This is a genomic window from Parafrankia sp. BMG5.11, from assembly GCF_004337455.1.
Genome location: NZ_SJXI01000059.1, coordinates 295,678 through 320,153, shown reverse-complemented (window position 1 = coordinate 320,153; position 24,476 = coordinate 295,678). Strand labels below are relative to the sequence as shown.

General features: G+C 74.4%; 9 protein-coding genes and 1 riboswitch. Of the genes, 2 read left to right on the top strand and 7 right to left on the bottom strand.

Annotation, left to right across the window (positions count from 1 at the left end):
- Positions 1 to 208 precede the first annotated feature (208 nt).
- Positions 209 to 328: riboswitch (TPP riboswitch) on the top strand.
- On the top strand, positions 326 to 2,143 hold the full coding sequence (gene thiC / locus E0504_RS34340; protein ID WP_373693970.1) for a phosphomethylpyrimidine synthase ThiC: 1,818 nt from the start codon (positions 326 to 328) through the stop codon (positions 2,141 to 2,143). (Overlaps the previous riboswitch by 3 nt.)
- 56 nt (positions 2,144 to 2,199) lie before the next feature.
- Here the strand turns inward: thiC and E0504_RS34335 are convergent, their stop codons facing one another.
- From E0504_RS34335 to E0504_RS34305, 7 genes are all read right to left on the bottom strand, one after another.
- Positions 2,200 to 4,041, bottom strand: coding sequence for a class I SAM-dependent methyltransferase (locus tag E0504_RS34335; RefSeq protein WP_071066800.1), 1,842 nt, complete (start codon positions 4,039 to 4,041; stop codon positions 2,200 to 2,202).
- Between the two features lie 90 nt (positions 4,042 to 4,131).
- Positions 4,132 to 5,322, bottom strand: coding sequence for a glycosyltransferase (locus E0504_RS34330; RefSeq protein ID WP_071066801.1), 1,191 nt, complete (start codon positions 5,320 to 5,322; stop codon positions 4,132 to 4,134).
- A gap of 77 nt (positions 5,323 to 5,399) precedes the next feature.
- Positions 5,400 to 6,335, bottom strand: a complete 936-nt coding sequence (locus tag E0504_RS34325; protein WP_071066802.1) for an alpha/beta fold hydrolase — start codon at positions 6,333 to 6,335, stop codon at positions 5,400 to 5,402.
- A gap of 101 nt (positions 6,336 to 6,436) precedes the next feature.
- Positions 6,437 to 6,775 (bottom strand): acyl carrier protein, encoded by a 339-nt coding sequence (locus E0504_RS34320; protein ID WP_071066803.1) that lies wholly within the window; start codon positions 6,773 to 6,775, stop codon positions 6,437 to 6,439.
- Positions 6,772 to 11,988, bottom strand: a complete 5,217-nt coding sequence (locus E0504_RS34315) for a type I polyketide synthase (RefSeq protein ID WP_131626614.1) — start codon at positions 11,986 to 11,988, stop codon at positions 6,772 to 6,774. The genes E0504_RS34320 and E0504_RS34315 overlap by 4 nt, the downstream gene beginning before the upstream one ends.
- Positions 11,981 to 20,128, bottom strand: a complete 8,148-nt coding sequence (locus tag E0504_RS34310) for a type I polyketide synthase (protein ID WP_131626613.1) — start codon at positions 20,126 to 20,128, stop codon at positions 11,981 to 11,983. The genes E0504_RS34315 and E0504_RS34310 overlap by 8 nt, the downstream gene beginning before the upstream one ends.
- 2,165 nt (positions 20,129 to 22,293) lie before the next feature.
- Positions 22,294 to 23,337: a LuxR C-terminal-related transcriptional regulator gene (locus E0504_RS34305; RefSeq protein ID WP_020463071.1), complete on the bottom strand. Its 1,044-nt coding sequence runs from the start codon at positions 23,335 to 23,337 to the stop codon at positions 22,294 to 22,296.
- Between the two features lie 447 nt (positions 23,338 to 23,784).
- On the opposite strand from E0504_RS34305, the gene E0504_RS34300 reads away from it, so the two are divergent.
- Positions 23,785 to 24,447, top strand: coding sequence for a hypothetical protein (locus E0504_RS34300; RefSeq protein ID WP_112105413.1), 663 nt, complete (start codon positions 23,785 to 23,787; stop codon positions 24,445 to 24,447).
- Positions 24,448 to 24,476: the final 29 nt, after the last annotated feature.

Genomic DNA, 24,476 nt, shown 5'->3' with positions numbered 1-24,476 from the left:
AGGGTGGAGCAACTCTGGCAGGCGCCGGCGGAGACGGCCGCGCTGGTCGCCGCGGCTCTGCGGGAGCAGGTTCCGACAGAGGCCGCCGACCGGCCGGCCGTGCCGCCCGGGCCGGACGAACCGGCGACGGAATGGCACGAAACGGTACGTGACGAACATGGCGAAGCTGACCAAGGGGGTGGCGGAGGCCAGTCACCTGCCGTAGCGTCGTCCCAGATGCGGGAGCTTCCACCCTGGGAGGCTGAGAGGGCGGCCGGGCAACTGCCGGTGCCGCCGACCGCCTGAACCTGTCCGGGTAATTCCGGCGTAGGGAGTGATCAAGGTGGTGCGTCAGATCCGCCCGACGGATTCCGACAACACGGCGGCCGCGGCCTCCGGCACGGACGACGGCGCGGAGGGCATCCTGGCCCGACCGTTCCCCGGGAGCAGGAAGACCTACCTGGTCGGGTCCCGGCCCGACCTGCGGGTGCCGATGCGCGAGGTCGCGCTGAGCACGGGCGACAGCCTGGTCCTCTACGACACCTCCGGGCCGTACACCGACCCGGGCGCCGGCGTCGACGTGCGGCGCGGCCTGCCCGCGCTGCGGGCCGGCTGGATCGCCGCCCGCGGCGACACCGAGGAGATCGAGGGGCGTGCCGTCCAGCCCGCCGACGACGGACGGCACGGGCCTGACGGGCAGGCCGGTGACACCTTTCTCGGCTCGGGGCAGGCTCCGCGGCGGGCTACCGCCGGCCGCGCGGTGACCCAGCTCGCCTACGCCCGGCGGGGCGAGATCACCGCCGAGATGGAGTTCGTCGCGCTGCGCGAGGGCCTCTCTCCCGAGCTGGTGCGCGACGAGATCGCCACGGGCCGGGCGGTGCTGCCGGCGAACGTGAACCACCCCGAGAGCGAGCCGATGGCCATCGGCCGCAACCTGCTGGTGAAGATCAACGCGAACATCGGCAACTCCGCCGTCGCCTCCTCCATCGAGGAGGAGGTCGAGAAGATGGTGTGGTCGACCCGCTGGGGCGCCGACACCGTCATGGACCTCTCGACCGGGCGGAACATCCACACCACCCGCGAGTGGATCATCCGGAACTCCCCCGTCCCGATCGGGACGGTGCCGATCTACCAGGCGCTGGAGAAGGTCGGCGGCAAGGCCGAGGAGCTGACCTGGGAGGTCTACCGGGACACGGTGATCGAGCAGGCCGAGCAGGGTGTGGACTACATGACCGTCCACGCCGGGGTGCTGCTGCGCTACGTGCCGATGACCGCGCGGCGCAAGACCGGCATCGTCTCGCGCGGCGGCTCGATCCTGGCGGCATGGTGCCTCGCCCATCATGAGGAGAACTTCCTCTACACGAACTTCGCCGAGCTCTGCGAGATCCTGCGGGCCTATGACGTCACCTTCTCCCTCGGCGACGGCCTGCGCCCCGGCTCCATCGCCGACGCGAACGACGCCGCGCAGCTCGCCGAGCTCGCGACACTGGGCGAGCTGACCTCGGTGGCCTGGGAGCACGACGTCCAGGTGATGATCGAGGGGCCGGGCCACGTGCCCATGCACAAGATCAAGGAGAACGTGGACCTGCAGCGCGAGCTGTGCCACGACGCGCCGTTCTACACCCTCGGCCCGCTCACCACCGACATCGCGCCCGGCTACGACCACATCACCTCGGCCATCGGCGCCGCGATGATCGGCTGGTACGGGACGGCGATGCTCTGCTACGTCACGCCCAAGGAGCACCTGGGCCTGCCGGACCGCGAGGACGTCAAGGCCGGGGTCATCGCCTACAAGATCGCGGCGCACGCCGCCGACCTGGCGAAGGGGCACCCGGGCGCCCAGGCCTGGGACGACGCCCTCTCCGACGCGCGGTTCGACTTCCGCTGGGACGACCAGTTCAACCTCTCGCTCGACCCGGAGACCGCCCGGGAGTACCACGACGAGACACTGCCCGCGGCGCCCGCCAAGTCCGCGCACTTCTGCTCGATGTGCGGTCCGCACTTCTGCTCGATGCGGATCACGCAGGACGTCCGCAAGTACGCGGCCGACCACGGCCTCGACACCGACGAGGCCGTCCAGGCCGGATTGGCGGAGAAGTCCCGGGAGTTCGCCGAGCAGGGTGCCCGGATCTACCTGCCGCTCGCCGACCGGCAGACCCCCTGACCCGGCGGCCGCGGGCCTCCCCGACCGCCATGGCCGGGAGAGTCCCGCGGCCGGCTTCAGCTCTCCTTGCGGGCCAGCACGCGGTAGGTGTTGGAACGTTCCCCCTTGGCCTGCCAGGACCTGCTGGCCCGGTCCAGTAGGGCGGCCAGCAGGAACGGGCCGATCGAGGCCAGCAGCAACGGCACGCGCAGCAGCCGCGGGCCCGGCCCGCTCCGGGCCGGGTCCAGCCACGGCCGGCGCCGCGGCGCCACCCGCTGGATGAGCAGGCCCAGCGCCCGGGTGAGGTCACCGGGGCGCAGCGCCGGCCCGAACTGGACGGCGATGGGGCGCAGCCCGCGGTCCTCCAGCGCGGCGAGCAGGTTGTCTGCCGGAATGAAGTGCAGCCGGCGCGGCACGTCCCAGCCGGCCCAGTACGCCCGCAGCCGCCGCGCCGCCGGGCAGTCCGCGTTCGGCAGCTCGATCATCAGGTATCCGCCGGGGGCGAGCGCCTTGACTGCGCCGTCCAGCTCCTCCGACGGGTAGCGGGTCCGCTCGAGATAGCCGAACATGCTGATCACGTCGTAGCGGCCCGCGAGGTCGTCCGCGATCTGACTCAGCTCGCCCCGGTGGGCGGTGTCCACCCAGCGCCGCCGGTGGGCGTCGTCGACCGCGTCGGAGAGGTCGAGGCCGCCGAACACCGTGGCCGGCCAGTGGGCCCGGGCGACGTTGCAGAAGTGCCCGTGGCCGGTTCCGACGTCCAGCCAGGCCCGCGGGGTGGTGTACGGACGCAGCAGCTCGGCCCGGGCCTGGTCGGCCGCGGCCTCACGGGCCCGGGCGTGTTCCGCGGTCTCGGCGGCGAAGCCGTCCCGCCAGTCGCGCTCGTAGTAGTCCTGCCCGTCCGGGGTGATCATCGGGTTGAGGAAGACGTGGCCGCAGGCCTCGCAGCCGTCGAGGCGGAAGCGCCCCGGCTTGCCCATCTCCAGGTCCCGCGAGCGCACCCGGACGCTGAGCTCGGCCGACCCGCACCAGGGGCACTCGGCGCTGGTGGCCTCGCGCAGCCGCGCGACGTGGCGGGCGCGGGCGGCGTACCAGGCGGCTGTCTCCTGCCGGCGGCGGCGCGCCTCCGCCTTCGCCGGGTCCGCGGGCAGCCCGGCGGCCTTCGCCCGGCGCCCGGCCCGCGCGGAGTGCACAACGAAGATCACAAGGCCGAGGATGCGGACGATCGGGCTGCGGATCAGGTCGCGGGGGGCGAGCGGGACCCGTCCCGCGCAGACGAAGAACGGCTGGAACCAGAACAGCGCCGTCGCGACGAGCGCGACCGGCTGGCTGATCTGGGCGCCGATGAAGGTTCCGATGTGCGGCGCGTACGGCATGTACAGGCTCGCCGGGGTGCACGCGTAGGCCCGCTGCTGGACGCGCACCCGCATCGCGGCGTCGTCACGCGCGGCCTGCAACCCGGGAACGACGGCCAGGTCGGTGGCGGTCGGGGCGTGCCGCTTCAGGCGGGTCGTGATGTCGACCAGCTCGACCGGGCTGAACCCCTCCCGTTGGGTGATTCCGACCCGTTCCAGCAGGTCGGCGTGCACCAGCAGGGCCTGGAACGCGCCCCGGCCGGGCGCCGAGCGGTCGGCCCGGTAGGTCCGGGTGTCGACCATCCGGGCCACGTCGAGCGCGCGTTCCACGGTGAGGTCGGCGGGGACGAGGTCGAGCACCAGCAGCCGCTCGCGGCGGGCGTGGTTGCTCGCCGCGCGCCGGGCCGCGTCGGAGAGCCGCACCCCCTCGGCCACGAGGAAGACGTGGGCGGGGTCGACCGGCCGGCCCGACGCGGCGACGGTGTCCAGCCGGCGCAGCCGGCCGCGCAGGCGGATTCCGTTCAGGATGAGCCCGACGCTCACCAGGATGGGTACCAGCAGCAGCACGACTCTCACGCCCCCGCCGGTCGAACAGCCCCAGCCCCAGGCCCGGCCCCGCCAGCGCGCCCGCGGACGGGCGGGCCGCCGGGGCCGGGCCTACGGCAGCAGCTTCTCAATGTGGTCGGCGGCGGCCACGACACCGCCCGCCGCGCTGAACTCGCCCTGCAGCCGCCGCGCCGCGACCCGGTGGGACGGCTCGTCGAGCACGGTGCCGATCGCGGTGGCCAGCGTCGCCGGGGTCGAGCGCCCGAAGCGCACCCGCACACCGGCACCGGCCCGCACCACCTGCTCGCCGATGATCGGCTGGTCGTCACGAACCGGCGCGACCACCAGCGGCACTCCCCGTGACAAAGCCTCGCACACCGTGTTGTTGCCCGCGTGGCACACTATCGCGTCCAGTCCGGCCATCAGGTCCACCTGCGGCACGAACGGGCGGACCAGCAGGTCGTCGGGAACCTGGCCGGCGAGGTCGTCCAGCGGGCCGGGGGGCGCGACGATCACGGCCTGCACCCGGTCGGACATCCCCGCCAGCGCCTCCGCGGCCGCGCGCAGGAAACGCCCGCCAGCCTCCCGGGTCACCGTCCCGAGCGAGACGAGCACGGTGCGGCGGTCCCGGTCGAGCCACTCCCAGGGGAACTCCGGGGCCGACCGGCGCAGCCCGGCGGCGCAGCCGACGAACACGTGATGGGACGGATGACTGGCAGTACGCAGCAACGAGGGCACCGAGCAGACCACGGTGAGGTCCTCAGAGAAGCGCAGGTCACCGCGCGCCGCCTCCTCCGCCGGGACGCCGTTCGCGACCTGGAAGTCCCGCAGCCGCTCCGACACCCAGTTCCCGACCCCGGCGAGCACGGCGTAGGGGTCGTCGAGCTCCGCCGACGTGGTGGCGAGCGTGGCCCACCGGATGCCGCGCCGGCGGGCGACCATGGCGGCCCCGACCGCCTGCTGGTCGGCGACGATCACATCCGGGCGCCACCGTTCGACGACGGCACCGACGTCCCGCGCCATCGAGGCGCCCAGCGGCAGCAGGAACTCGTCCCACAGGAACTTCAGCGACGCGGGCCCGCGCAGCGGCCGGGACCGTGCCTCCAGCTCGGCCCGCTGGTCGGCCGAGATCTCCCCCGGCAGCGCGATGAGCGGGACGGACGGTGGGACGAGCGGCCCGACGACGCTCGCGTGGCCGACCAGGGCCACCTCCTGCCCGCGGGCCGCCAGCTCGCCGGCGATGCCCACCGCCGGGTTCACGTGCCCGGTCAGCGGCGGCACGGCGAAGAGAACACGGCCCATCAAAGCCCCCGAAATTCCATTCGTCTCCCTTCCGGCGGTGAGTCAGCCCCACCCTTCGCGAGCCGCACCGGTGACGGTCAGGCCTCGGCCGACGAGCCGGCCCGCGCCGCGGACAGCGACGTCGTGGGCTCGTCCCCACTGTTGAGGTTCGGCGGCGGGATCATCTGCCGCACCCAGTCGGGAGTGTCGAACCCGGCGCCGCGCACCTGGTGCGAGGGCATCGGCTCGGACCGCCGGAACAGCCACCAGCGCAGCAGGTCGCGCAGGTAGTCGGCCGCCTCGCGCAGCACCATGTGGGTGTGCTGCTCCAGGACGACCAGGGTGCAGTCCGGGACGAGCTCGGCGAGCCCCTCGGCCTGGTCGATGATGTCCGAGTTCGCCCCGTAGACGGCGAGCACCGGCATCGGCAGGCTGGCCAGCGCCTCCGGCGAGAACGGCGGGGTCGCCAGCATGTCCTCGGCGATCGTGGTCTCCTTCAGCAGCGCCTGCGAGGCGCGCGTGATCCGGGAGACCGCGCGGCCGGCGGAGTTCGCCAGCCACTCCTCCACCTCCTCGTCGGTGACGGCCGCGAGCACCTGGGTCAGTGAGCGCGCCATCTCCTCGCCGAGGCCCTCGATGAGGAACGGCGGCTCGATGAGGGTCAGGCTCGCCACCCGCTCCGGGCGGGCCAGGCCGAGTGCGAGGGTCAGCGTCGCGCCGTAGCTGTTGCCCACGACGTGCACCGGCCGGCGCACGTCGAGCGCGTCGAGCAGGCCCTCGAGGTCGGCCATCGAGTCGGCCATCGTGTAGCCGGTCGGGGTCCGCTCACTGCGGCCATGGCCGCGCAGGTCGTAGCAGATGACGTCGCATCCCGCCCCGGCCAGGCAGTTGCCCAGCGCGAAGTAGAAGCTGGCGATGTTGTCCATCACCATTCCGTGCACCATCACCACGACCGGCGACTCGGGACCGGCCCCACCCTTGGGCCCCAGCCTCTGCACATGCAGACGGACGCCGTTCGCGACGATCTCAGCCACGCACTCTCTCCCTAGCTTCGTTCACGAAGGTTGTGCGCGCGGCGCGCCCCGCGCCGCGCGCATACGAGGTCCCCGTAGCCCCCCGCCGACCGTGACCGCCGCTAACGGGCGGCGGCCGGCGTGTCGGTCTCGAGGCTGTCGACGATGAACTGGACGACCTCCCCGACCTTCATGTTGATCACCTGGTCGACGTCCATCTCCGAGAGGAAGCCGACGAAGTCGACGTGGTCCCCGTAGGTCTCCCGGAGCCGGTCGGCGAAGGTCACGAACTCGATGCTCTCGAGCTCGAGGTCCGCGTTGAAGGAGGTGTCCATGTCGATCGACATGTCGACGATGTACTCCTCGCCGATCACGTCGCGCAGGATCTCCGTCACGTCCGCGAGCACCTGGTCGGCGCGGGTCGCCGGGTCCGCGGTCATGGTCGACTGGTCGGTGGTCATCGCTGGGTCTGCTCCTTCTGCTGATCGGGCTGCGTACCGGTCCGTGCGCCCGGCCGGTCACCGGCCGGGCTGGTGGGTTGACCGCCGGGCCGCCGCGTGGGCGGGCTCCCGGCCGCGCCGCCCGGAGGCCTCGCGGATCGCTCGATCCGTGGCGAGGTCCAGGCCACGATGTAGCCGCCGGCGGGTACGCCGCCGGGTGCGGCGACGCGATCGCCGGTTCCGGCGGTGTGACCGCCGGGTGCGGCGGTGCCGGATGCGGCAGTGTGATCATTCGGTTCGGTGTCGGGACGGGGCCGGCCGGTGGTGTCCATGGTGCGCAGTGCCACCCACCACGTCTCGCTAGCCCCCGCTCCCACTTCCGCCGGGGCGGCGTGCCCGGCCGCGGCCGGTGCCGCCCCCGGCCCGCCGTCCGGGGCGGAGACGGTGACTGGAACCAGCGTCGGGGCCGGCAGGCCGGTCGCCTCGGTCGGCGCGCCGACCAGATGGGCGACCACCCCGCCCGGCCCGCGCGGCACCGCCGCCAGGACGGCGGATCCGCCCGGTCGCGGCCGGCCGACGACGAACCGCCGTTGATCGCCGACCGGCCCGGTCCCGTACGTCTTCGCGGCGGCCTGCTTCGCCGCGGCGAACCGCGCGAGCCAGACCGCGCGGACATCCGGATCCGCGCCGGCCAGTTCGTCGAGCAGGCTCAGCTCGGATTCGGCGAGCACGGCCGCCTCCGCGTCGGGCCCGCGCCGTTCGATGCGCTCCAGAGCGATCCCCACGCCGCCGACGTCCCGCGGGTCGTCCACCGCGAGGGCGACGGCGATCTCCGGACGATGGGCGATGCTCACCTCGGGGCGGGTGAGCTCGGGCAGGCCCGGTCGGGTGGGCACCGTGCCGACGACCAGCCGCCCGGACACCAGATCCGTCACGCCGACCTCGATCGGCCACACCGCGCCGGCCCCGCGCTCCCACCAGCGGCGCCGCACGGCGTCCTTGGCCGCGATCCGCCCCAGCAACCAGGACCGGGCAGCCAGCGGATTGTGGCGGGCCAGCCGCGTCCGCTCGTCCGCGTCGAGGTAGTGGCGCAACGACAGCTCCCGGGACGCCGGGTCACGCCAGTGCTCGGTGACCACCACCCAGCCGTCCGGCGTCAGGTGGCTCTGCGTGTTCGCCTCCGGCGCCAGTGCCATCGACCACAGGACGTCGTCCTCGGTGAACCGTCGGTCGGTCCAGCCCTGGATGTGCCCCCACAGCCGTCCGCCGGCGTCCCGGATCTCCATGTCCGCGGTGGCGGTGCGGTCGGTCACGTCCCGGATCCGGCCCAGGTAGGACATCCGCGCGCCGACCGGCGGCGGTGGGCCGAAGAACCGCATCGAGGTGACCGAGGCCGGGAAGAGCAGCCAGTCCGACGGCAGGTACTGCATGCCCCAGTAGCCGAAGAACTGGCCGGCGTTGTCGAGCAGCGCGCCGCTGGCGGGCGTCACCCGCAGCCAGCCACGCAGCCCTGTCGGGGCCATCCCGTCGACGGACTCGACGCCCTGGTAGCCGGGCCCGTGGAAGAGCAGCCGGTCGTCGTAGATCGCGCGGCCGGTGTGCGGGGACGGCGACTCGCCGGGGATCACGACCTCCCCCGCCGCGCCCGGCGCCGGGACGAACCCGGTGGCCGTGTCGGTCACCGGCGGCGGCGCCGGGTAGGCGTCGGCGAAGACGACCGTCGCCCGCGTGTAGCCGACGACGTCCACCCGGACCTCGTCCGGGCCCAGCGGCGCGCAGGTGATCGTGACCTGCACCGGCGGCTCGATCGCCAGCCAGCGGGTGGCCCGCACGTCCCGGACGGCCACCACCGCGCGGCCGGGCATCAGCGCGCTCGCCTCAGCCATGATCATTTCAAGCACGCCGGTCAGTGGCACGACCGGGAACAGGTCGGACGGGTCGGACCACCCCGGGGGCTGCCGGTAGAAGCAGTGGTCGGCGACCTCGGGCATCGTCGCCAGCGAGAGCTCCCGCCGCACGGTCCGCCCACCACCCGGCCCACTCGCCGCCGGCCCGGCCGGCGCAACAGGCACGGAGGTCGCCGCCGGCGCCGTCGAGGGGGGACCGGACGCCCGCGTCGCGGCCCAGCGGTCGGTGACGGTGGACATCACCGCTCTCGCGTCCGTGACCGCCGCGCCCAGCTCGGCGAGGACGGCATGCCGCGCGGGCCCGCCGAGCCCGTCGGCCACCTGGGCCGGCGTCTCGCCGACGGGACGTCCCGCGGCCTCGCCGCTGATCCGGGACGGGAGCGACGCCGCGAGGTCCGGCGCGTCCGCCCCGAGCCGGACGAGCGGCGTGCCCAGGCGCAGCCGCACCGCGCGCCCGGGCCGAGCCGGCGCGGCCGTCTGAGGCACCCGGGGCGCCCGCGGCTCCCTGGCCGGGACGGTGGCGGGCTCTGGTCTGGTGTGGCAGGGCAGGACGTCCAGGCGCGGCGCGGCGCCCTCGGCCCACAGCGCGACCGCGACCCGCCGGAGCTGGTCGAGGCCGGACCGCTTGACGGTGTTCGTGACCAGCGACGCGTGCTCGTCCCCCGGCCCGTTGAGGGTGTCGTCGACGAATCCGGCGACGCTGCCCATCCCGACCTGCACGAACACCCGGACGCCCGCGGAGTGCAGGCGCCGCGTCAGCTCCCGGAAACGCACCGGCTCGAGCAGGTGCCGGACGGCCAGCTCCCGGATGTCGTCGTGTCCGGATGGATACGGAGCCACCGTGGTGGCGGACCACACAGGCACCCGCGCCGCGTGCAAGGGGGTGTTGTAAAGGCCGTCCTGCAGGCGCTTGAGGTGCGGCCGCAGGAACGGGGAGTGGAAGCCCGAGCGGAACGGCAGCGTCTGCCCCAGCACCCCGCGGGCGCGCAGGCGGGCGAGCGCGGTCTCGACGCTGTCCACCCGCCCGCAGATGATCGACTGGTGCGGGCAGTTGTCGTGCGAGACCACGATCTCGGGCAGTCCGGCGATCACCTCGGCGGCGACCTCCGCGCCGCAGCCCAGCGCACCGAACACGACACCGGGCACCTCGAGCGAGGCCGGGTCGAAGACCTCGATGAACTCGTCGGCGTAGTCGTCGCTCATCAGCCCGGCCGAGAGCATCGCGTTCCACTCGCCCACGCTGTGCCCGGCGACCAGGTCGGGGACCACCCCGAGGCGACGCAGCGCCGTGTCGAGGACCCGTCCCACCTGGACGCTGGCGACGCCGTGGCTGCCGAGCTCGGCGGTGTCGCCCACCTCCGGACGCGGCAGGCCGAAGTGGTCGCACACGTCGTCGATCCGCGGGGCGAACTTGTCCTCCAGACCGCAGAACAGGAACGCCAGCCGCGGTCCGCCCGCGGCGTCGGACGCCGGGCGGTCGCCGAGCAGGGGCTCGGGGACGAACCAGAGATCGTTCCGCCCGCGCCAGGCGGTGCCGCGGGCCGCCACCGTGCGGGCCAGCGCGAGCCGGCGCGGGGTGGGCGCCACCAACGCCAGCCGGAACGGCCCACCCGCCGGCGGGGACGCGGCGTCGTCGCGCCCCAGCAGGTCGGCGTCCGGGACGTCGAGCTGGGCGACGATCTCGGCCGCCGACGAGCCCGCGAACAGCAGGACCCGCTCGGCCTCCGGGTCGGGCCCGAGCACGGCACCCGTCCCGGCGGCGGCGACGGCGGTGGCGGTGGCGGCGGAACCGACGGAACCGCCGAAGCTCACCGGGTTGACGGCGCCGGCGTGGTCGTCGAGGCACTCCTCCAGGACGACGTGCGCGTTCACGCCGCCGAACCCGAAGGCGTTCACCCCCGCCCGCCGCGGCGCGGAACCGGACGGCTCCCACTCGGCCGCCGTCCGGACCGGGGCGAAACGGCTCCCGTCGAACAGCGGGTGCGGCTCGTCGCAGTGCAGCGTCGGCGGCAGGGTGCGGTGGTGCAGCGCCAGCGCGGCCTTGATCAGCCCGGCCATGCCGGCGGCGGGCATCGCGTGCCCGATCATCGACTTCACCGACCCGAGGCCGACGGGGCTCGCCCCGACCTCGCCGCCGAAGACCTTCGCCAGCGTCGAGAGCTCGGTCCCGTCGCCGGCCGGAGTCGCGGTTCCGTGCGCCTCGATCAGCCCGACCGCGCCGGGCGCCGCCGGGTCGAGGCCGGCGTCCGCCCAGGCCCGCTCGATCGCCAGGATCTGCCCGGAGGACGCGGGTGCCATCAGGCTCGCGGTGCGCCCGTCGCTGGACGTCCCGGCGCCGCGCAGCACGGCGTAGACCCGGTCGCCGTCGCGGCGGGCGTCGGCCAGCCGCTTCAGGACGATCATCCCGACGCCCTCGCCCATGAGCAGGCCGTCGGCACGGCGGTCGAACGGCCGGATCCGCTGGGTGGGCGAGAGCGCCCGCAGCAGCGTGAACAGGCTCCAGAACGAGACCTCGTGCACGATGTGCACGCCGCCGACGATCATCGCGCCGGCCCGGCCGCCGGCCAGCTCCCGCACCGCGATGTCCACCGCGACCAGGGACGACGCGCAGGCCGCGTCGATCGTGTACGCCGGGCCGTGCAGGTCGAGACGGTTCGCGATCCGCGAGGCCGCCAGGTTCGGCACCAGGCCGATGGACGCCTCCGGCCGCTGCGGCCCCAGCCGGGCCAGGAACGCGTCGACGACCTGGTCGACGGCCGCGTCCGGGACGTCCGGCAGCACCTCGCGCAGCGTGGTCGCCAGTTGGTGCGAGGTGCGGACCCGCTGCTCGAGCCGGGCGACACCCGGCCCGACGTAGCCGCCGCGGCCCACCACGACGCCGACGCGGCCGCGGTCACCGAGCGTCTCGGCCCCGCCGGCGTCGTCCATGGCCTCGGCGGCGAGCCGCAGCGCGAGCAGCTGGTCGGGCTCCGCCCAGTCGACCGAGACCGGGACGATGCCGAACCGGGCCGGGTCGAACGTCGCCAGGTCGTCGACGAACCCGCCGCGCCGGCAGTAGAAGCCCGCGCCGTCCGGCCGCCGGCCGCCGTCGCGCCGGTCGCCGCCGGGCTGCCGGTCGCCGTCCGTGGCCGGCCCGGCGTAGTACTCGTCGAGGTCCCAGCGGCCCGGTGGGACGTCGCTGATCGCGTCCACGCCACCGACGATGTTGTGCCAGTAGGTGTCCAGGTCGCCCGCGCCGGGGAACAGCGCGGACATCCCGACGATCGCGATCTCCTGCCCGCCCGCGCCGCGGGGGCCGCCGCCGCTGTGGCGGGATGTGTCACCCATCGAACGACCCGACTCCCGCGCACATGTAGACGACCTGGGTCGGCGCGTCCGCGACCGGCTCACCGAGCTCTCGCAGCAACGCGGCGACCCCTTCGCCGGGGTCGATCAGGCCGATGCCCCGGCGGGCGTACTCCCGGGACAGCTCGGCGGACACCATCCCACGGCCGGCGGCCGTGTCGGTGCCCCAGGGACCCCAGTCGACGCTGACCACCCGGCCGGCGAAGCGCGCCGAGGCGGTGTGCGCGAGGGCGTCCAGGGCGTCGTTGGCGGCGGCGTAGTCGACCTGCCCGCGATTGCCGAACACCCCGGCCACGCTGCCGAAGAGCACAACGAAGCCCACATCGGGCCGCAGCGCGTCCAGTAGGGCGCGCGCCCCGTCGACCTTCGTGCGGAACACCCGGTCGAAGGACTCCGGCGACTTGTCCCGCAGCAGCCGGTCCTCCAGGACGCCGGCGCCGTGCACGACACCGTCCAACCGGCCGTGGCGGGCGTAGACGTCGGCGACGACACCGGCGACGGCGGTGACGTCCCGCACGTCGATCGGGTGGTAGCGCACCGACGCGGCGACCTCCCGCAGCGCGGCGAGCGTGGCACGGATCTCCCGCTCGGCCAGGATCCGCCCGATGCGCGCCTCGATCTCGGCCGGGCGGCGCACCCCCGTCGCGATCAGGGCCCGGCGCAGCGCCGGGGCGTCGAGCGCACCCGCCGTGGCCTCGTCCTCGGGCGCGTCCGGGACGGGCGTGCGCCCGACCAGTTCGACCGCGCAGCCGGTGGCACCCGCAAGCGCCAGCGCGGTACGGGCCGTGATCCCACGCGCACCACCGGTCAGCAGGACGACGCCGGACCTGTCCAGCCCCGGCGGAGCGGCGGCGGCCCGAGGCGATCCGGCGGCCGCGGACCCCGGCCCGGCGGTGACCGCGACCAGGTCGGACATCCGCAGCTCGGGCGCGATCCGGACGCCGTCGCGGTAGCCGACGACGACCGGCGCGGCCGGGTCGAGCATCTCCGCGAGCAGGCTCTCCGCGATCCGCCGCGGCTGCGCCTTGGGATGGACGTCCACCAGCCTGATCAGGAGGTCGGGCAGCTCACGGGCCAGGGTCCGGACCAGCCCGGCCATGCCGGCGCCCGGGCCCGGGTCGCCGATCTCGCCGTTGCGGCCGAGATCACCACCGAGGCCGGTGACCGCGACGAGCCGCCGGATTCCGGCCAGCGCGGCGGCGCGCAGCGCCGGGAACGCCGCCGGCAGACCGCCCACCGGCCCCGCCGAGCCCTCGGCCGAGGCGGCCCAGAACAGCCCGTCGGCGGCGATGCCGGAGGCGACCAGCTCGCCCAGGGCGGCGTCGTTCGCCGAGATGATGCGGACCTGCGCCCCGGCCTGCTCCAGCAGGGTCGACAGCGCGAGGCCGATCCCGAGCCCGCCGTCGACGACGGCGAACCGGGCGCCGTCCAGCACCGCCGCCCGACCAGCGGCGACGACGTCATCCCAGGACGGCAGCGGAGCCAGTTCGGTGGACTCCACCACGAACCGACGCAGCGGCACCCGCTCGGCGAACACCGGGTCCGTCGAGCCCCGCGGGGCCGAACGCACCCCCCAGCTCTCCGGTGCCGACGCGGGCCGTGGCGGGGCACCGGCCGGCGCTCCGAGCGGCGCGGACATCACCGGAACACCCGCCGGCACCGGAACGGCCGTGGCCGGCGCCGCGGCGGCCGACGGCACGCCAGCCCTGTTCCGCGTACCCGGCGCGGGCGGCCTCGCCGCGGCCGTTGCCGCAGCGGTTGCCGGGACGGCGGACGCCGGGACCGCCGCCGACCCGGCCCACGGCCCGCCGGACTGCCCCCGGCCGCCGGCGCCGTCGGCGGACCGACGCTCGGCGCGGCTCTGCTCGGGCACCTCGACCTGTCCGGGCCCGGCCCATCCCGCGCCCGCGCCCGCGCCGGCGCCGGGCCCCGCACCGTGGCCGGTTCCGTCCCCGGCGGTGATCGCCGGGGTGGCGGCCTGGTCGGTGGACTGGTGCTCCACGATCCAGGAAACGATCCCCCGGACCGTCTTCACCGCCGCCAACTCCTCCACCACCGACTCATCCACATCGCCCGCACCCACACCAGCCAGACCCACCCGGCCCGCAAGCTCCCCCAGAATCTCCGTCCGCTTGATCGAATCGATCGACAGATCAGCCTCAAGATCCAGATCCGGCTCCAACATCTCCGCCGGATAACCCGTCAGATCCGCGATCACCCCCACCACCGCATCCGCCACAGCCTCCGCCGACAACCCGGCGGCAGCCGATACGCCCGCCTCCACCGCGGCCGGCACGGCGGCGACCAGCGCACCGGCCTCCACCGCGGCCGGCATGGCGACAACCGGCGCCGGCATGGCCGGGGCCGACGCGGCCGGGGCCGGCGCGGCCACGGCGGGCCCGGCAGGCGCGGCGGTCACAGCGGCCGGCATGACGGCCGCCGGGGCCGCCGGGGCCGGCAGGGTGGTTGCCGGCGTCCACCGCCCGGCACCGTGCTCGACCGGCGCGGCCGCGGCGCCACCCAGATACGTCAGCAGGACGTCACGCTGCGCCGCAACAAGATCACGACCCGTCCGCAGGAACTCGAGGACGGCCGCGTCGGCGGGGCTGGCGACCGGGGCCGGGGCAGCCGGACGGCCGTCGACCACCTGCTCGCCGGAAGTCCCGGCGGCGGCGAGCGCGGGCCCGGACCCGTTCGGCCCCGGGTACCAGCCGTCGCGGTGCCCGTTCGCGTGCCCGTTCATCATCTGAGGGCCGTCCACTGGAGTGCCTCCTGCCGATCCGCCGGCCACCACTGGGCCGCCCACAACTGGGTCGGCCACCGCTGGGTCGGCCACCGCTGGGCCGGGCGCGAGCACGCGCCAGGCCCCGGGGCCGTCCTGCCTGCCTGTGTCACCGGACCCACCCGTCCCAGCCGTGGCCGGCTCGGTCCCCACCGCCGGCGCGACCGGCGGAACCCGCCGGGCGGGCCGCAGACCACCGGGCAGGTAACCGCCCTGGCCGGTCCGCACATACGCGCCGTCGATCAGCCAGCCCGGGCGCCGCGGCATCCCGTCGGCCGGGACCGTGCGGGTGTCGCGGCCCGCGAACAGGGCCGACGGGTCCATCTCCACTCCGGCCGCCGCGAGCTCGGCCACCGCGAGCAGCAGCCGGCGCAGGCCGTGCTCCCCCGGTGCGTCGGTCGCCACGACCCGGTGCGGACGTCCGGCGAGAATCTTCGCCGTGAGCTGGGAGAGCACCCGGCCCGGCCCGGTCTCGACGAAGACCCGCACGCCGGCCGCGTACATCGCCTCGATCTGCTCGACGAAGCGAACGGGGGCCGCGACCTGGCCGGCCAGCGTCGCGCGCGTGCCGTCCGGGGTCCGCGGGTAGGGCGCGGCGGTCGTGTTGGACCACACCGGCAGCGTGAGATCGCCGACGGCCGTGGCGGCGAGCTCACCGGCCAGCGCCTGGGCCGCGCCGGCGATCACCGGGCTGTGAAAGGCGCAGGCCACCGGGATGCGCCGGGCCGAGAGTCCGGCGTCCTTGAGCCGGCCGACCGCGGCGTCGACGTCGGCGGTCGGCCCGGAGATCACGGTCTGGCGGGGCGCGTTCTGGTTGGCGAGCGCCACTCCCGCCACGGTGCCGTCGGCGGCGGGCACACCGAGCACGTCCCGGATCTGGTCGGCCGTCGCCGACACCGCGGCCATGGTGCCCGGGTCGCCGCCGGCCGCCGCGAGGATCGCGTCGGCGCGGGCCCGGCTGAGGCGGACGAGGTCGGCCCGGTCGTACGCCCCAGCCGCGCACAGCGCGACCAGCTCGCCGTAGGAGTGACCGGCGACGTGGTCGGGACGGATCTTCAGCCCGGCCAGGATGTCGTGGACGGCCAGCCCGGCCATTCCCAGCGCGGGCTGCGCCGCCCGGGTGTCGGTCAGCGCCGCGGCCTGGGCCGCCCGCTCGGTGTCGCTGAAGGCGGCCGGGGGGAACATCGTGGCGGCGACATCCGGGGCGAGCTCCAGCAGGGAGCGCAGGCGCGGGAAGGCCACGAAGAGATCCGCGAGCATCCCGGGCCGCTGGCTGCCCTGGCCGGGGAAGAGGAACGCCACCGAACCGGAGCCAGAGCCCGCGACGGACGTCCCAGCACCGGCGGAGGTGGCACCGGAGGCGCCGGCCGTTCCGCCCGCGGCGCCGGCCTCGTCCTCGGCGTGGACGAACACGCCGAGGCGGGAGTCGGACCGCGGCTCCCGCGCCCGGTCGAGGGCGGCGGCGAGCTCGTCCAGCTCGTCGACGACGAAGGCGATCCGCACCGGGCCGCCTCGCTCCTCGGCCGCGGTGCGGGCGAGATCGCGCAGGTGGTAGGGCCGGCCTGCCTCCTCGTTGGCGCGGGCCAGCTCGGCGAGGCGGTCCAGCCGGCGCAGCGCGGCGGCCCGGTCCCGGCCGCGGATCACGAACAGCTCCGCCGGCCACCGGTCCAGGCCGTGCGCGGGCTCCGGTGCCTTGTCGTAGGCCGACACGACGACGTGGAAGTTCGTCCCGCCGAACCCGAAGGCGGACAGGCCGGCGTGGCGGCGCCCGGCGGGCGCGATCCACGGACGGGCCTGGTCGTCGAAGTAGAACGGGCTGCTCTCCCGCTCCCAGTACGGGTTGGGGCGGTCCACGTGCAGCGTCGGCGGCCGCACACCGGTCTCCACCGCGCGTGCCACCTTGACCAGCCCGGCCAGGCCCGCGGCGCACTTCGTGTGGCCGATCTGCGACTTCACCGAACCGACCGCGCACTGGCCGACGGCGGCGCCGTGCTCGGTGAACACCTCGGTGAGCGTGGCGAGCTCGGTGCGGTCCCCCACGACTGTTCCGGTGGCGTGCGCCTCCAGCATGCCGACCTCGGACGGCGAGATTCCCGCCGTCGCGTAGGCCCGCTCGAGGGAGATGACCTGCCCGGCCTTGCGCGGCGCGGTCAGGCCGAGCGCCCGGCCGTCGGAGGAGCCTGCGACCGACCGGATGACGGCGCGGATCCGGTCACCGTCGCGCTGCGCGTCCGCGAGGCGCTTGAGAACGACGACGGCGACACCCTCACCGAGGCTGGTGCCGTCCGCGCTGGAGTCGAAGCTGCGGCAACGGCCCCCGGGAGACAGCGCGTGCACCGAGGCGAACAGCAGGAAGTCATGGACGCTGGAATGTGTGTCCACACCCCCGCACAGCACCATGTCGGACGAGCCCGCCGACAGTTCCTTACACGCTGCGTCCAGGGCGGCCAGTGAGGAGGCGCACGCCGCGTCGACGGTGAAGTTCAGGCCACCCAGGTCGAGCCGATTCGCCACCCGTCCTGCTATGACGTTCGCGAGCAGGCCGGGAAAGGAATCCTCGTCGAGCTCGGGCAGGAGCTCCTCGAGCTCGGCGGGAAGCTCACCGACCCAGGCCCGGTGCGCGGAGCGGAATCCATACGTCGTGGAAAGGTCGGACCCTGATTCAGCGCCGAAGACGACGGAGGTGCGTCGGCGGTCGAACGGCCGGTTCTCGTACCCGGCGTCGCGAATCGCCCGGGCGGCGACCTCCAGCGCGAGGAGCTGACCCGGATCAATGCTACGCAGAGAACGCGGCGGTATTCCGTAGGCGAGCGCGTCGAACGGGATTCTCGGCAGGAATCCGCCCCATTTGGACGGCGTCCGCCGGCCGGCGTCCTTCACGACCGATTCCGGGTCGTAGTAGAGATCCGCGTCCCACCGCTCGGGTGACACCTCTGTTATCGCGTCGACGCCGCCGACCACGTTGGCCCAGTAGTCCTTCTCGTCGGAAGCCCGCGGAAACACCGCTGACATACCGACGATCGCGATGTCGAGCGACCGCGCCGCCTCGCGCACGGCGGCCACGGACCGCGCGGCGCGCTCGGCCTGGTCGCCGTCGGCCGCGTCGGTGCTCCCGGCGGTGCGCTGGGCCGGCAGCGCGGCGACCTGCCCGGTCGGCCCGCCGGCCCGCTCGGCTGCCCGCTCGGCCGCCCGCTCGGCGACGAGCGCCGTGGCCTGCTCGGTCACCTCGGCGTGCAGCCGGCCGATCGTCGTGCGGTCCGATCGCAGGGCCGCCACCTGGCCGATCATGAACATGCCGTCCGTGGCCTGCTCGCGGGGCCCGACCGCGACCAGCTGGCCCCCCTCGCGGCGGACGCCCCGGCTGGCGATCCGCAGCCGGCCCAGGTTGAGCGACTCCAGCTCGGCCCACATCTGCTTGCGCGCCACGCCCGCGGCCGTCAGCTCCTCGCGCCGGCGCAGGAAGGTGTGCACGAACTCGGACTCCACACACCGGGTGGCGTGCCCGGGCGAGGTCTCCAGCAGCACGGTGCGGGTGGCGCCGATCGCCGCCTCCTGGAAACCGGGCATGATCGCGCCGTCGGCGACCGCCTCCTCGGTGAACAGGTAGGCCGTCCCCATGAGCACACCGACCCGCGCGCCGCGGTCGGCCAGCGGCGCCGCCGCCGCCGCGACCATGGCCGCCGAGGTCGCGTCATGGATGCCGCCCGCGAACAGCACGTGGACGTCCTGGAGTGACCCCGGCTCGTCGCCGGCGGCCCGGGCGAAGGCGAGCAGGCGCGTGATCTGCGCCTCCCACAGCGAGAAGCTGGCCCGCGGCCCGACGTGGCCGCCGCACTCGCGGCCCTCGAAGACGAACTTGCGCGCCCCGTCGGTGAGGAAGCGGTCAAGCAGCCCCGGCGAGGGCACGTGCAGGAAGGTGTCGATGCCGGCGGCCTCCAGCGGCGCCGACTGGGCCGGCCGGCCGCCGGCGATCAGCGCGCAGGGCGGGCGCACCTCGTGCACCGCCTCAAGCTGGGCCGCGCGCACCTCGGGCGGCGCGAACCCGAGGATCCCCACGCCCCAGGGCGAGTCGCCGAGCAGCTCGGCGGTCTCCGTCAGCAGCGTCCGGGTCGCGGCGCCGTCCAGCAGCGCGAGCGCGAGGAAGGGCAGCCCGCCCCCGTCGGCCACCGAGCGGGCGAACCGCGCCCGGTCACTGACCCTGGTCATCGGCCCCTGCGCGACCGGGTAGCGCAGCCCGCGGGCGGCCGCGAACGGCGATCCCGGCGCGAGCGGCCGGTGGCGCGCCGCCGAGTCTAGGGCGGTCCGCACGGACTCCCGCACGGCCCGCACCACGGCGCTCGCCGACACATACCGGTCGGCCAGGTCGGCCGCCAGCGCACCGTCCTGCCCGACCGGGAGAAGCTGTTCCCGCAGGTCGCGCCCACCCAGCCGCAGTGCCACCGGGCCCCGCTCGCCGCCGACGGTGGATGCCGTGGCCGCCGGCGCTGTTGCCGCCGGCGCGGCGGACGTCAGCGCGCCGTCGGAGGCGAGCTCGCCGCCGGTGTCCCGGAAATCCGTGGCCGGCTCGTCGCCGTCCTTGGGAGCACCCGTGCCGGCAGGCCAGCCGACCAGCCGGGCGACCGGCAGATCCGGGCGCACGTAGACGCGGTGGCCCTCGATCAGCGCGGTCTCGCTGCCGTCCATGGCGCGAACGGCGGCCGCGATCTCGGTGGGCAGCTCCATCTCGCGAACGAGCGCGAGCTGCGAGTCCAGGACCACACCGGCCGCCCCGCCGGCGATCGCCGCGGCGGCCGTGGCCGGACCAATGCCACCAGCGGCCCACACGGGGGCAACGGTCCCGTCCCGCCGTGTCGCCTTCGCGGCGATCAGGTGCTGTAGCAGAGTGAACGTCGTGAGGTCACCGACCCGTCCGCCGGCCTCACTGCCGCGAGCGACGAGGCCGGCCGCTCCCGATTCGAGCGCGCCCATCGCGTCCGCCACGGACAGCACCTCGACGAGGACACGCCGACCGCGGCCGGCCGCCTCGGCCACCGTCCACGGGGCGTTCACCCCGAGCAGCACCGTGTCGACGCCGGCAGGCAGGTCACCGCTGCCGATCGGGCAGCCCTCGGGGACCCGGACCCCGAACGGCGCGGTCGACCAGGCGGCCGCGGCGGCCATCGACTCCCGGCCGCGGGCCGGGTCGAGGCCGAGATCGAGGATTCCCAGGCCGCCGGCGTGGCCGACCGCCGCCACCAGGTGCGGCGCGGGCTCACCGAACGGGCTGACGACGACGACCAGATCCCGGTCTCCGGGCTCGACCGCCGCGGGCCTCGGTTGGGCGCTGAACGAGCTGCTCATCGGATGCTCCTCCTGGCCAGGCACCACCGTGATGGGCGACGACCGGGAACGGATGCCGTCGGCGCCGGCCGGCGGGCCGGGGTCGGATTCGGGCGGGCTCGGCCGGCGGGCGCCGGTGAACCACGGGAGAGATCGCCGACAGACCGCCGCTGATCCGCGCGCCTCGCGGTAGTCCGGTGTCGGCGTCGTGGGGCGATCGGCATATCAGGCAGGTGCAACTCCATATGAGGGACAGAACCGGCGACCGGCCCGGACTCCCCGCCGCCGGCGACGATTCGGTCGTAGTGACTGCGGCCCGGTCCGATCGGCTCACCCGAGGCAGCGAACGTGCGCGAAATACTAGCCCGTCCGGACGGGGTCTCCACAACCAGGGCGCGCCACGAAACGATCAGGTGCCCCCGCTCATCACCCACGCACGCCGGCGAACACATGGAACGCGGCGCGGCACGCTCCACGGCGATCTCGGGGCCGACCGCACCCGACGTGTTGTCCCGCTCCACGGGCAGCACGCGTTTCGCCGTACACCCGATGTTCGCCGCGACGATGCCGCACACACGCCTGGAACGGTTGCGATTCTGCACCTCGCCCGGATTCTTTCCGGCGCGCGCACAGAGTGACATGTCATGCCGTCCGGGTGCGGAGCGTCGGCGACCGAAACCACCGGGAATCAGTGCCGGCTTTCCCCGGACCGGCACCGCGGCCCCGACGGCGGACCGCACCCGCACCCCATGACATGACATTCATCCAGCCGTTCCTCCGGTGACGATCTGGAACAGCCACCGACGCCAGCCTGGGCCGGACGGGCGTGCTGTCGGCAGACTCGTCTCTTCTGACCCCCACATACGCAGTGACATGGCCCGTTCAACCTAGTCACCATAACCGAGTGGCCGCAAGCATAAGCGCCGCCCATTTCTCTCGCCCATCTTGGATCCGCCCCCTCGATCGCGCTCGATCGCGACAAATACCCAGTTCACAAGGGCTTTTCCAACGCGATCAGGGCACCGCACGGATGTCGCCCGGGCTCCGGGCAAGCCACACGAGACCACGGGGAGCATTCCGCGACGATGCCGAGCAGGCGGCAAGACCACCCGAAGTGACTAGAGCCAGGTCACGGCCTGGGAGTCCTTGCGTCAGAGTGCTCGGACGACTCTCCCGAGTCATTCGTGGATGCCCGGCCAGGGCTCAGGGGCCGCATCGGGTCAGGAGCGCATCGGGTCACCGACGCGTCACCTCAGGGTCTGTCGGGTCAGGGTGTGCCGGGTCAGGGCGCGGCCGGACGGCGGCGGCGACACGACGGCGACTCGGCGACGGCGACCACAGCGACGACCGGCGACGACGACAGCGGCGGCCCGGCGGTCGGCGGGCGAGGCGCAGGCGCCGACCAGCAGCGATCGGCGGCGCGCCGAGAAGGACGGTTCCGACCGGAGTACTCCGAACACCGGTCCACTCGCGGCCAGGGGGTCAGGGGGTCACGACCTGCCGCGACGGCCTGTCACGCGCACCGCTGAGGCGGGGCGCTCATACGGCGGGGGCGGGGCCGCGATCGCGGGGCTCGGCGCCTGGCCGGACTTCGCGAGGAAGGACGACCGAACTGTCACAACGGACGGCCAATCCATCCGGTTCCATGCGGGCCGCTCCATACCGGCGACCTGCTCCATACCGGCGACCGCCGTGGCGGGCCGGCCGATCGCCGGCCGGCCCGCCACGCCGAACATGTGACCGCGAGTTGCTTCGACGTCAGCCCGCGGCGGGTGACCGGGATGGGCGGTCCCGGTCCCGCCGGTCTCCCGTCGGGGGTGCGGACGGCCTCGGTCCGCGTGCGCCGTGGCGCGTGGCCGAGCCCTCGGACGCGCCGCGCGCCGGGCGAGCGCGGGCGCGATCCGGTGTACGTTCCGCCTGGGCGCCGATCTCTCGACGTCCGGGCTATGTCGGGCCGTGGGCTGGTCCGACGACCCTGCCGGGCATGCCGGCCGGGCGTTGCTATCCGGGCGCAGGTGCCCCCGGAGGGTGCGGGTCGGGCGAACCCGCACGGACGATCATGAACAGGTTGTGCTGAGGAGAGCGATCGGCACCGGGTGGGCACCCCGCACCGCCCGCTCGTGCGCCGCCGGTCCGCGGACCCGCGAGCGCCCCGACCACGGCTGGCCGGGATACGACGGCACCGGCTACGGGCGGGGCAGCCCCGGCGCCGGCATCGAGCCCATCTCACGCTGCCAGGCGAGCGCGAGCTGGGTGCGGTTGGAGCAACCGGTCGCCACGAGCGCGTGCGTCAGGTGGTGCTTGACCGTGTCGATGCTGATGCAGAGGGCCTCCGCCACCTGCCGGTTCGACTGGCCCTCCGCCACCAGGCGGACGACGTCGCGCTCACGGGCGGAAAGCTTCGCCGTCACGGCCGGGCCCGGGTTCACCCGGATGTAGAAGCGCAGCAGGTTGCCGAGGTGGCGGGCGAGCACGGCGCCCACGGCGCGGTCACGCGGCCCGAAGGCACCGGGCCGCGGGTCCAGCAGGGAGACGACCGCACCGACACCGCTTCCCCCGGCGAGCCTGATCAGCAGCTTCGCGTGGATCCCGTGGGCGCGCAGGAAGCGCTCCAACCGCAGCCGGACTTCGGGCCGGTCGGGCACCCCGATCTCGTCGAGCGTTACCAGGCCACGCTCCCACATCAGTCGCAGGCTCTCCGGGTCGTTGAAGACCTCGAGGCTGCGGTACCGCTCCAGGAAGGGCCCGGCCATGCGCAGCGCGAGACCGCGACCAGTCGGGCGGGCGTCCTGGAAGGTCGCCTGCGGGGACGAGCCGAGGAAGAACGCCGAGTGGCGGTAGCCGAGATGGCGGGCCATCCCGTCGAGCGCCGCCTCGCGGAACGCCGGCAGCGACGCCGCTCGTTCGCAGTCCTCGACGACGCGGAGCACGCCGCGCAGCTCCGCCGCGCCGAGCGCCAGATCCCGCGGCACCTGCGGCCCGCGGGCCGCGACCGGGGCGCGGCCGGGCAGTCCCGCCGCCACCGCGCCGGGACGGGTACGGGCGCCCGGGTGGCCCACCGCGGACGTCGCCGAGATCGGCGCGTGCCGCATCGTGGGTGCCCGGTGCGGGGCCGCCACGCCGGGCGGCCGAGAAACCCCCGCCGATGTGTCCATCGTCACGGCGAGCCGGCCGGTGGCCGGATGGCCGCTGGGGCTACCATCGGGATTGCTGAGCATTCGGTCAGTCACACATGCCTCCGGGGGCAGACCGACACCAGGTCACTGGCCGGTAGTCGCGAATCAGCCGGCGTATTTCCGGCCAAGCTGGACATGTTCGGCAAGCCTAGGGCCGCGACTACCCAGATGCCAGTCCGCGAAGCCTACTTTCTGACGCCTGATAAGCCTGGCCCGCTTATGTGAATAATGAACCTCAGTTCATGCGTCATTTCCCCGCAGGACACCGTTGATCGTCACGACTGTGACACGCACAGTCACATCAACGCAGCGCCTCCACCACCCAAAGGTGCCAGCAACCGCCCTCAAATTGGCCCGGTCCGACCACCACCTCCACCTTCGGCTGCACGCGTGTAATCGCCTGCCACAGAGGGTAGTTTTCTCACCGAGCGTATATTTGACGATCACATTCGATCACCATTGCGGTCGGCCCACGAGGCCCGCCGAAATGAGGTGAAGCGAGTGACGACCGGATTCGCGATCTTCCTCATCGCCGCGGGCGCAACGCTCCGCTATGCGTTGTCCTATCGGTTGACCGGCATCGACCTGCGGGTCCTCGGTTCGATCATCATGCTGGCCGGTGGAGCCACCCTGCTCGTCTGTCTCGGGCGCGGTCTACGCCCGCCGCGCCGCCGCCGACCGGCAGCCATTGCCGCGACGCTTCCACTTCCTCCGTTTCCCCCGCGTTCCCCCTCGGCGGATGGCACGACCGAGCGGTTCTGGCCGCAGGCCGGCACTGAACGGTTCGGGACAGAGGAGCCAACCGGATTTCGTTTCCCGGCCGCCGGACCACCCCCGGGCCAACATCCCCACGCGGGCATCCCCGCCATGTGGGAGGACCTCGGCCCCAGCGGTTTCCCCAGCCCCGCCGGGCAGGTCTACAACCCCGGGTACCCCCACGAAGGTGGTCCCGAGTGGTGGGGCGCCGGAGAGAGTCCGCCCCGCTCAGACGTCGCACCGGGGTGCTGCGACACCGGCCCGGACCTGGGCCCGCCGCAAGGCGGCGAGCCCGCCGCGGGCACCCCCGAGGAGCCCGGCGAGCACGCCCGTCACCTGCCACCGAGGGCCGTGTGGCACCTCGACGACGCGGGATGGCCCGACGAGACACACCGCCCGGCGGGCTGACGACGTGTGCCGATCCCAACAGATGCCGA

Coding starts and splice junctions, on each gene's coding strand:
- E0504_RS34330 (WP_071066801.1), bottom strand. CDS start 5,322: ATGGGCCGTGTTCTCTTCGCCGTGCCGCCGCTGACCGGGCACGTGAAC.
- E0504_RS34320 (WP_071066803.1), bottom strand. CDS start 6,775: ATGACCACCGACCAGTCGACCATGACCGCGGACCCGGCGACCCGCGCC.
- E0504_RS34315 (WP_131626614.1), bottom strand. CDS start 11,988: ATGGGTGACACATCCCGCCACAGCGGCGGCGGCCCCCGCGGCGCGGGC.
- E0504_RS34310 (WP_131626613.1), bottom strand. CDS start 20,128: ATGAGCAGCTCGTTCAGCGCCCAACCGAGGCCCGCGGCGGTCGAGCCC.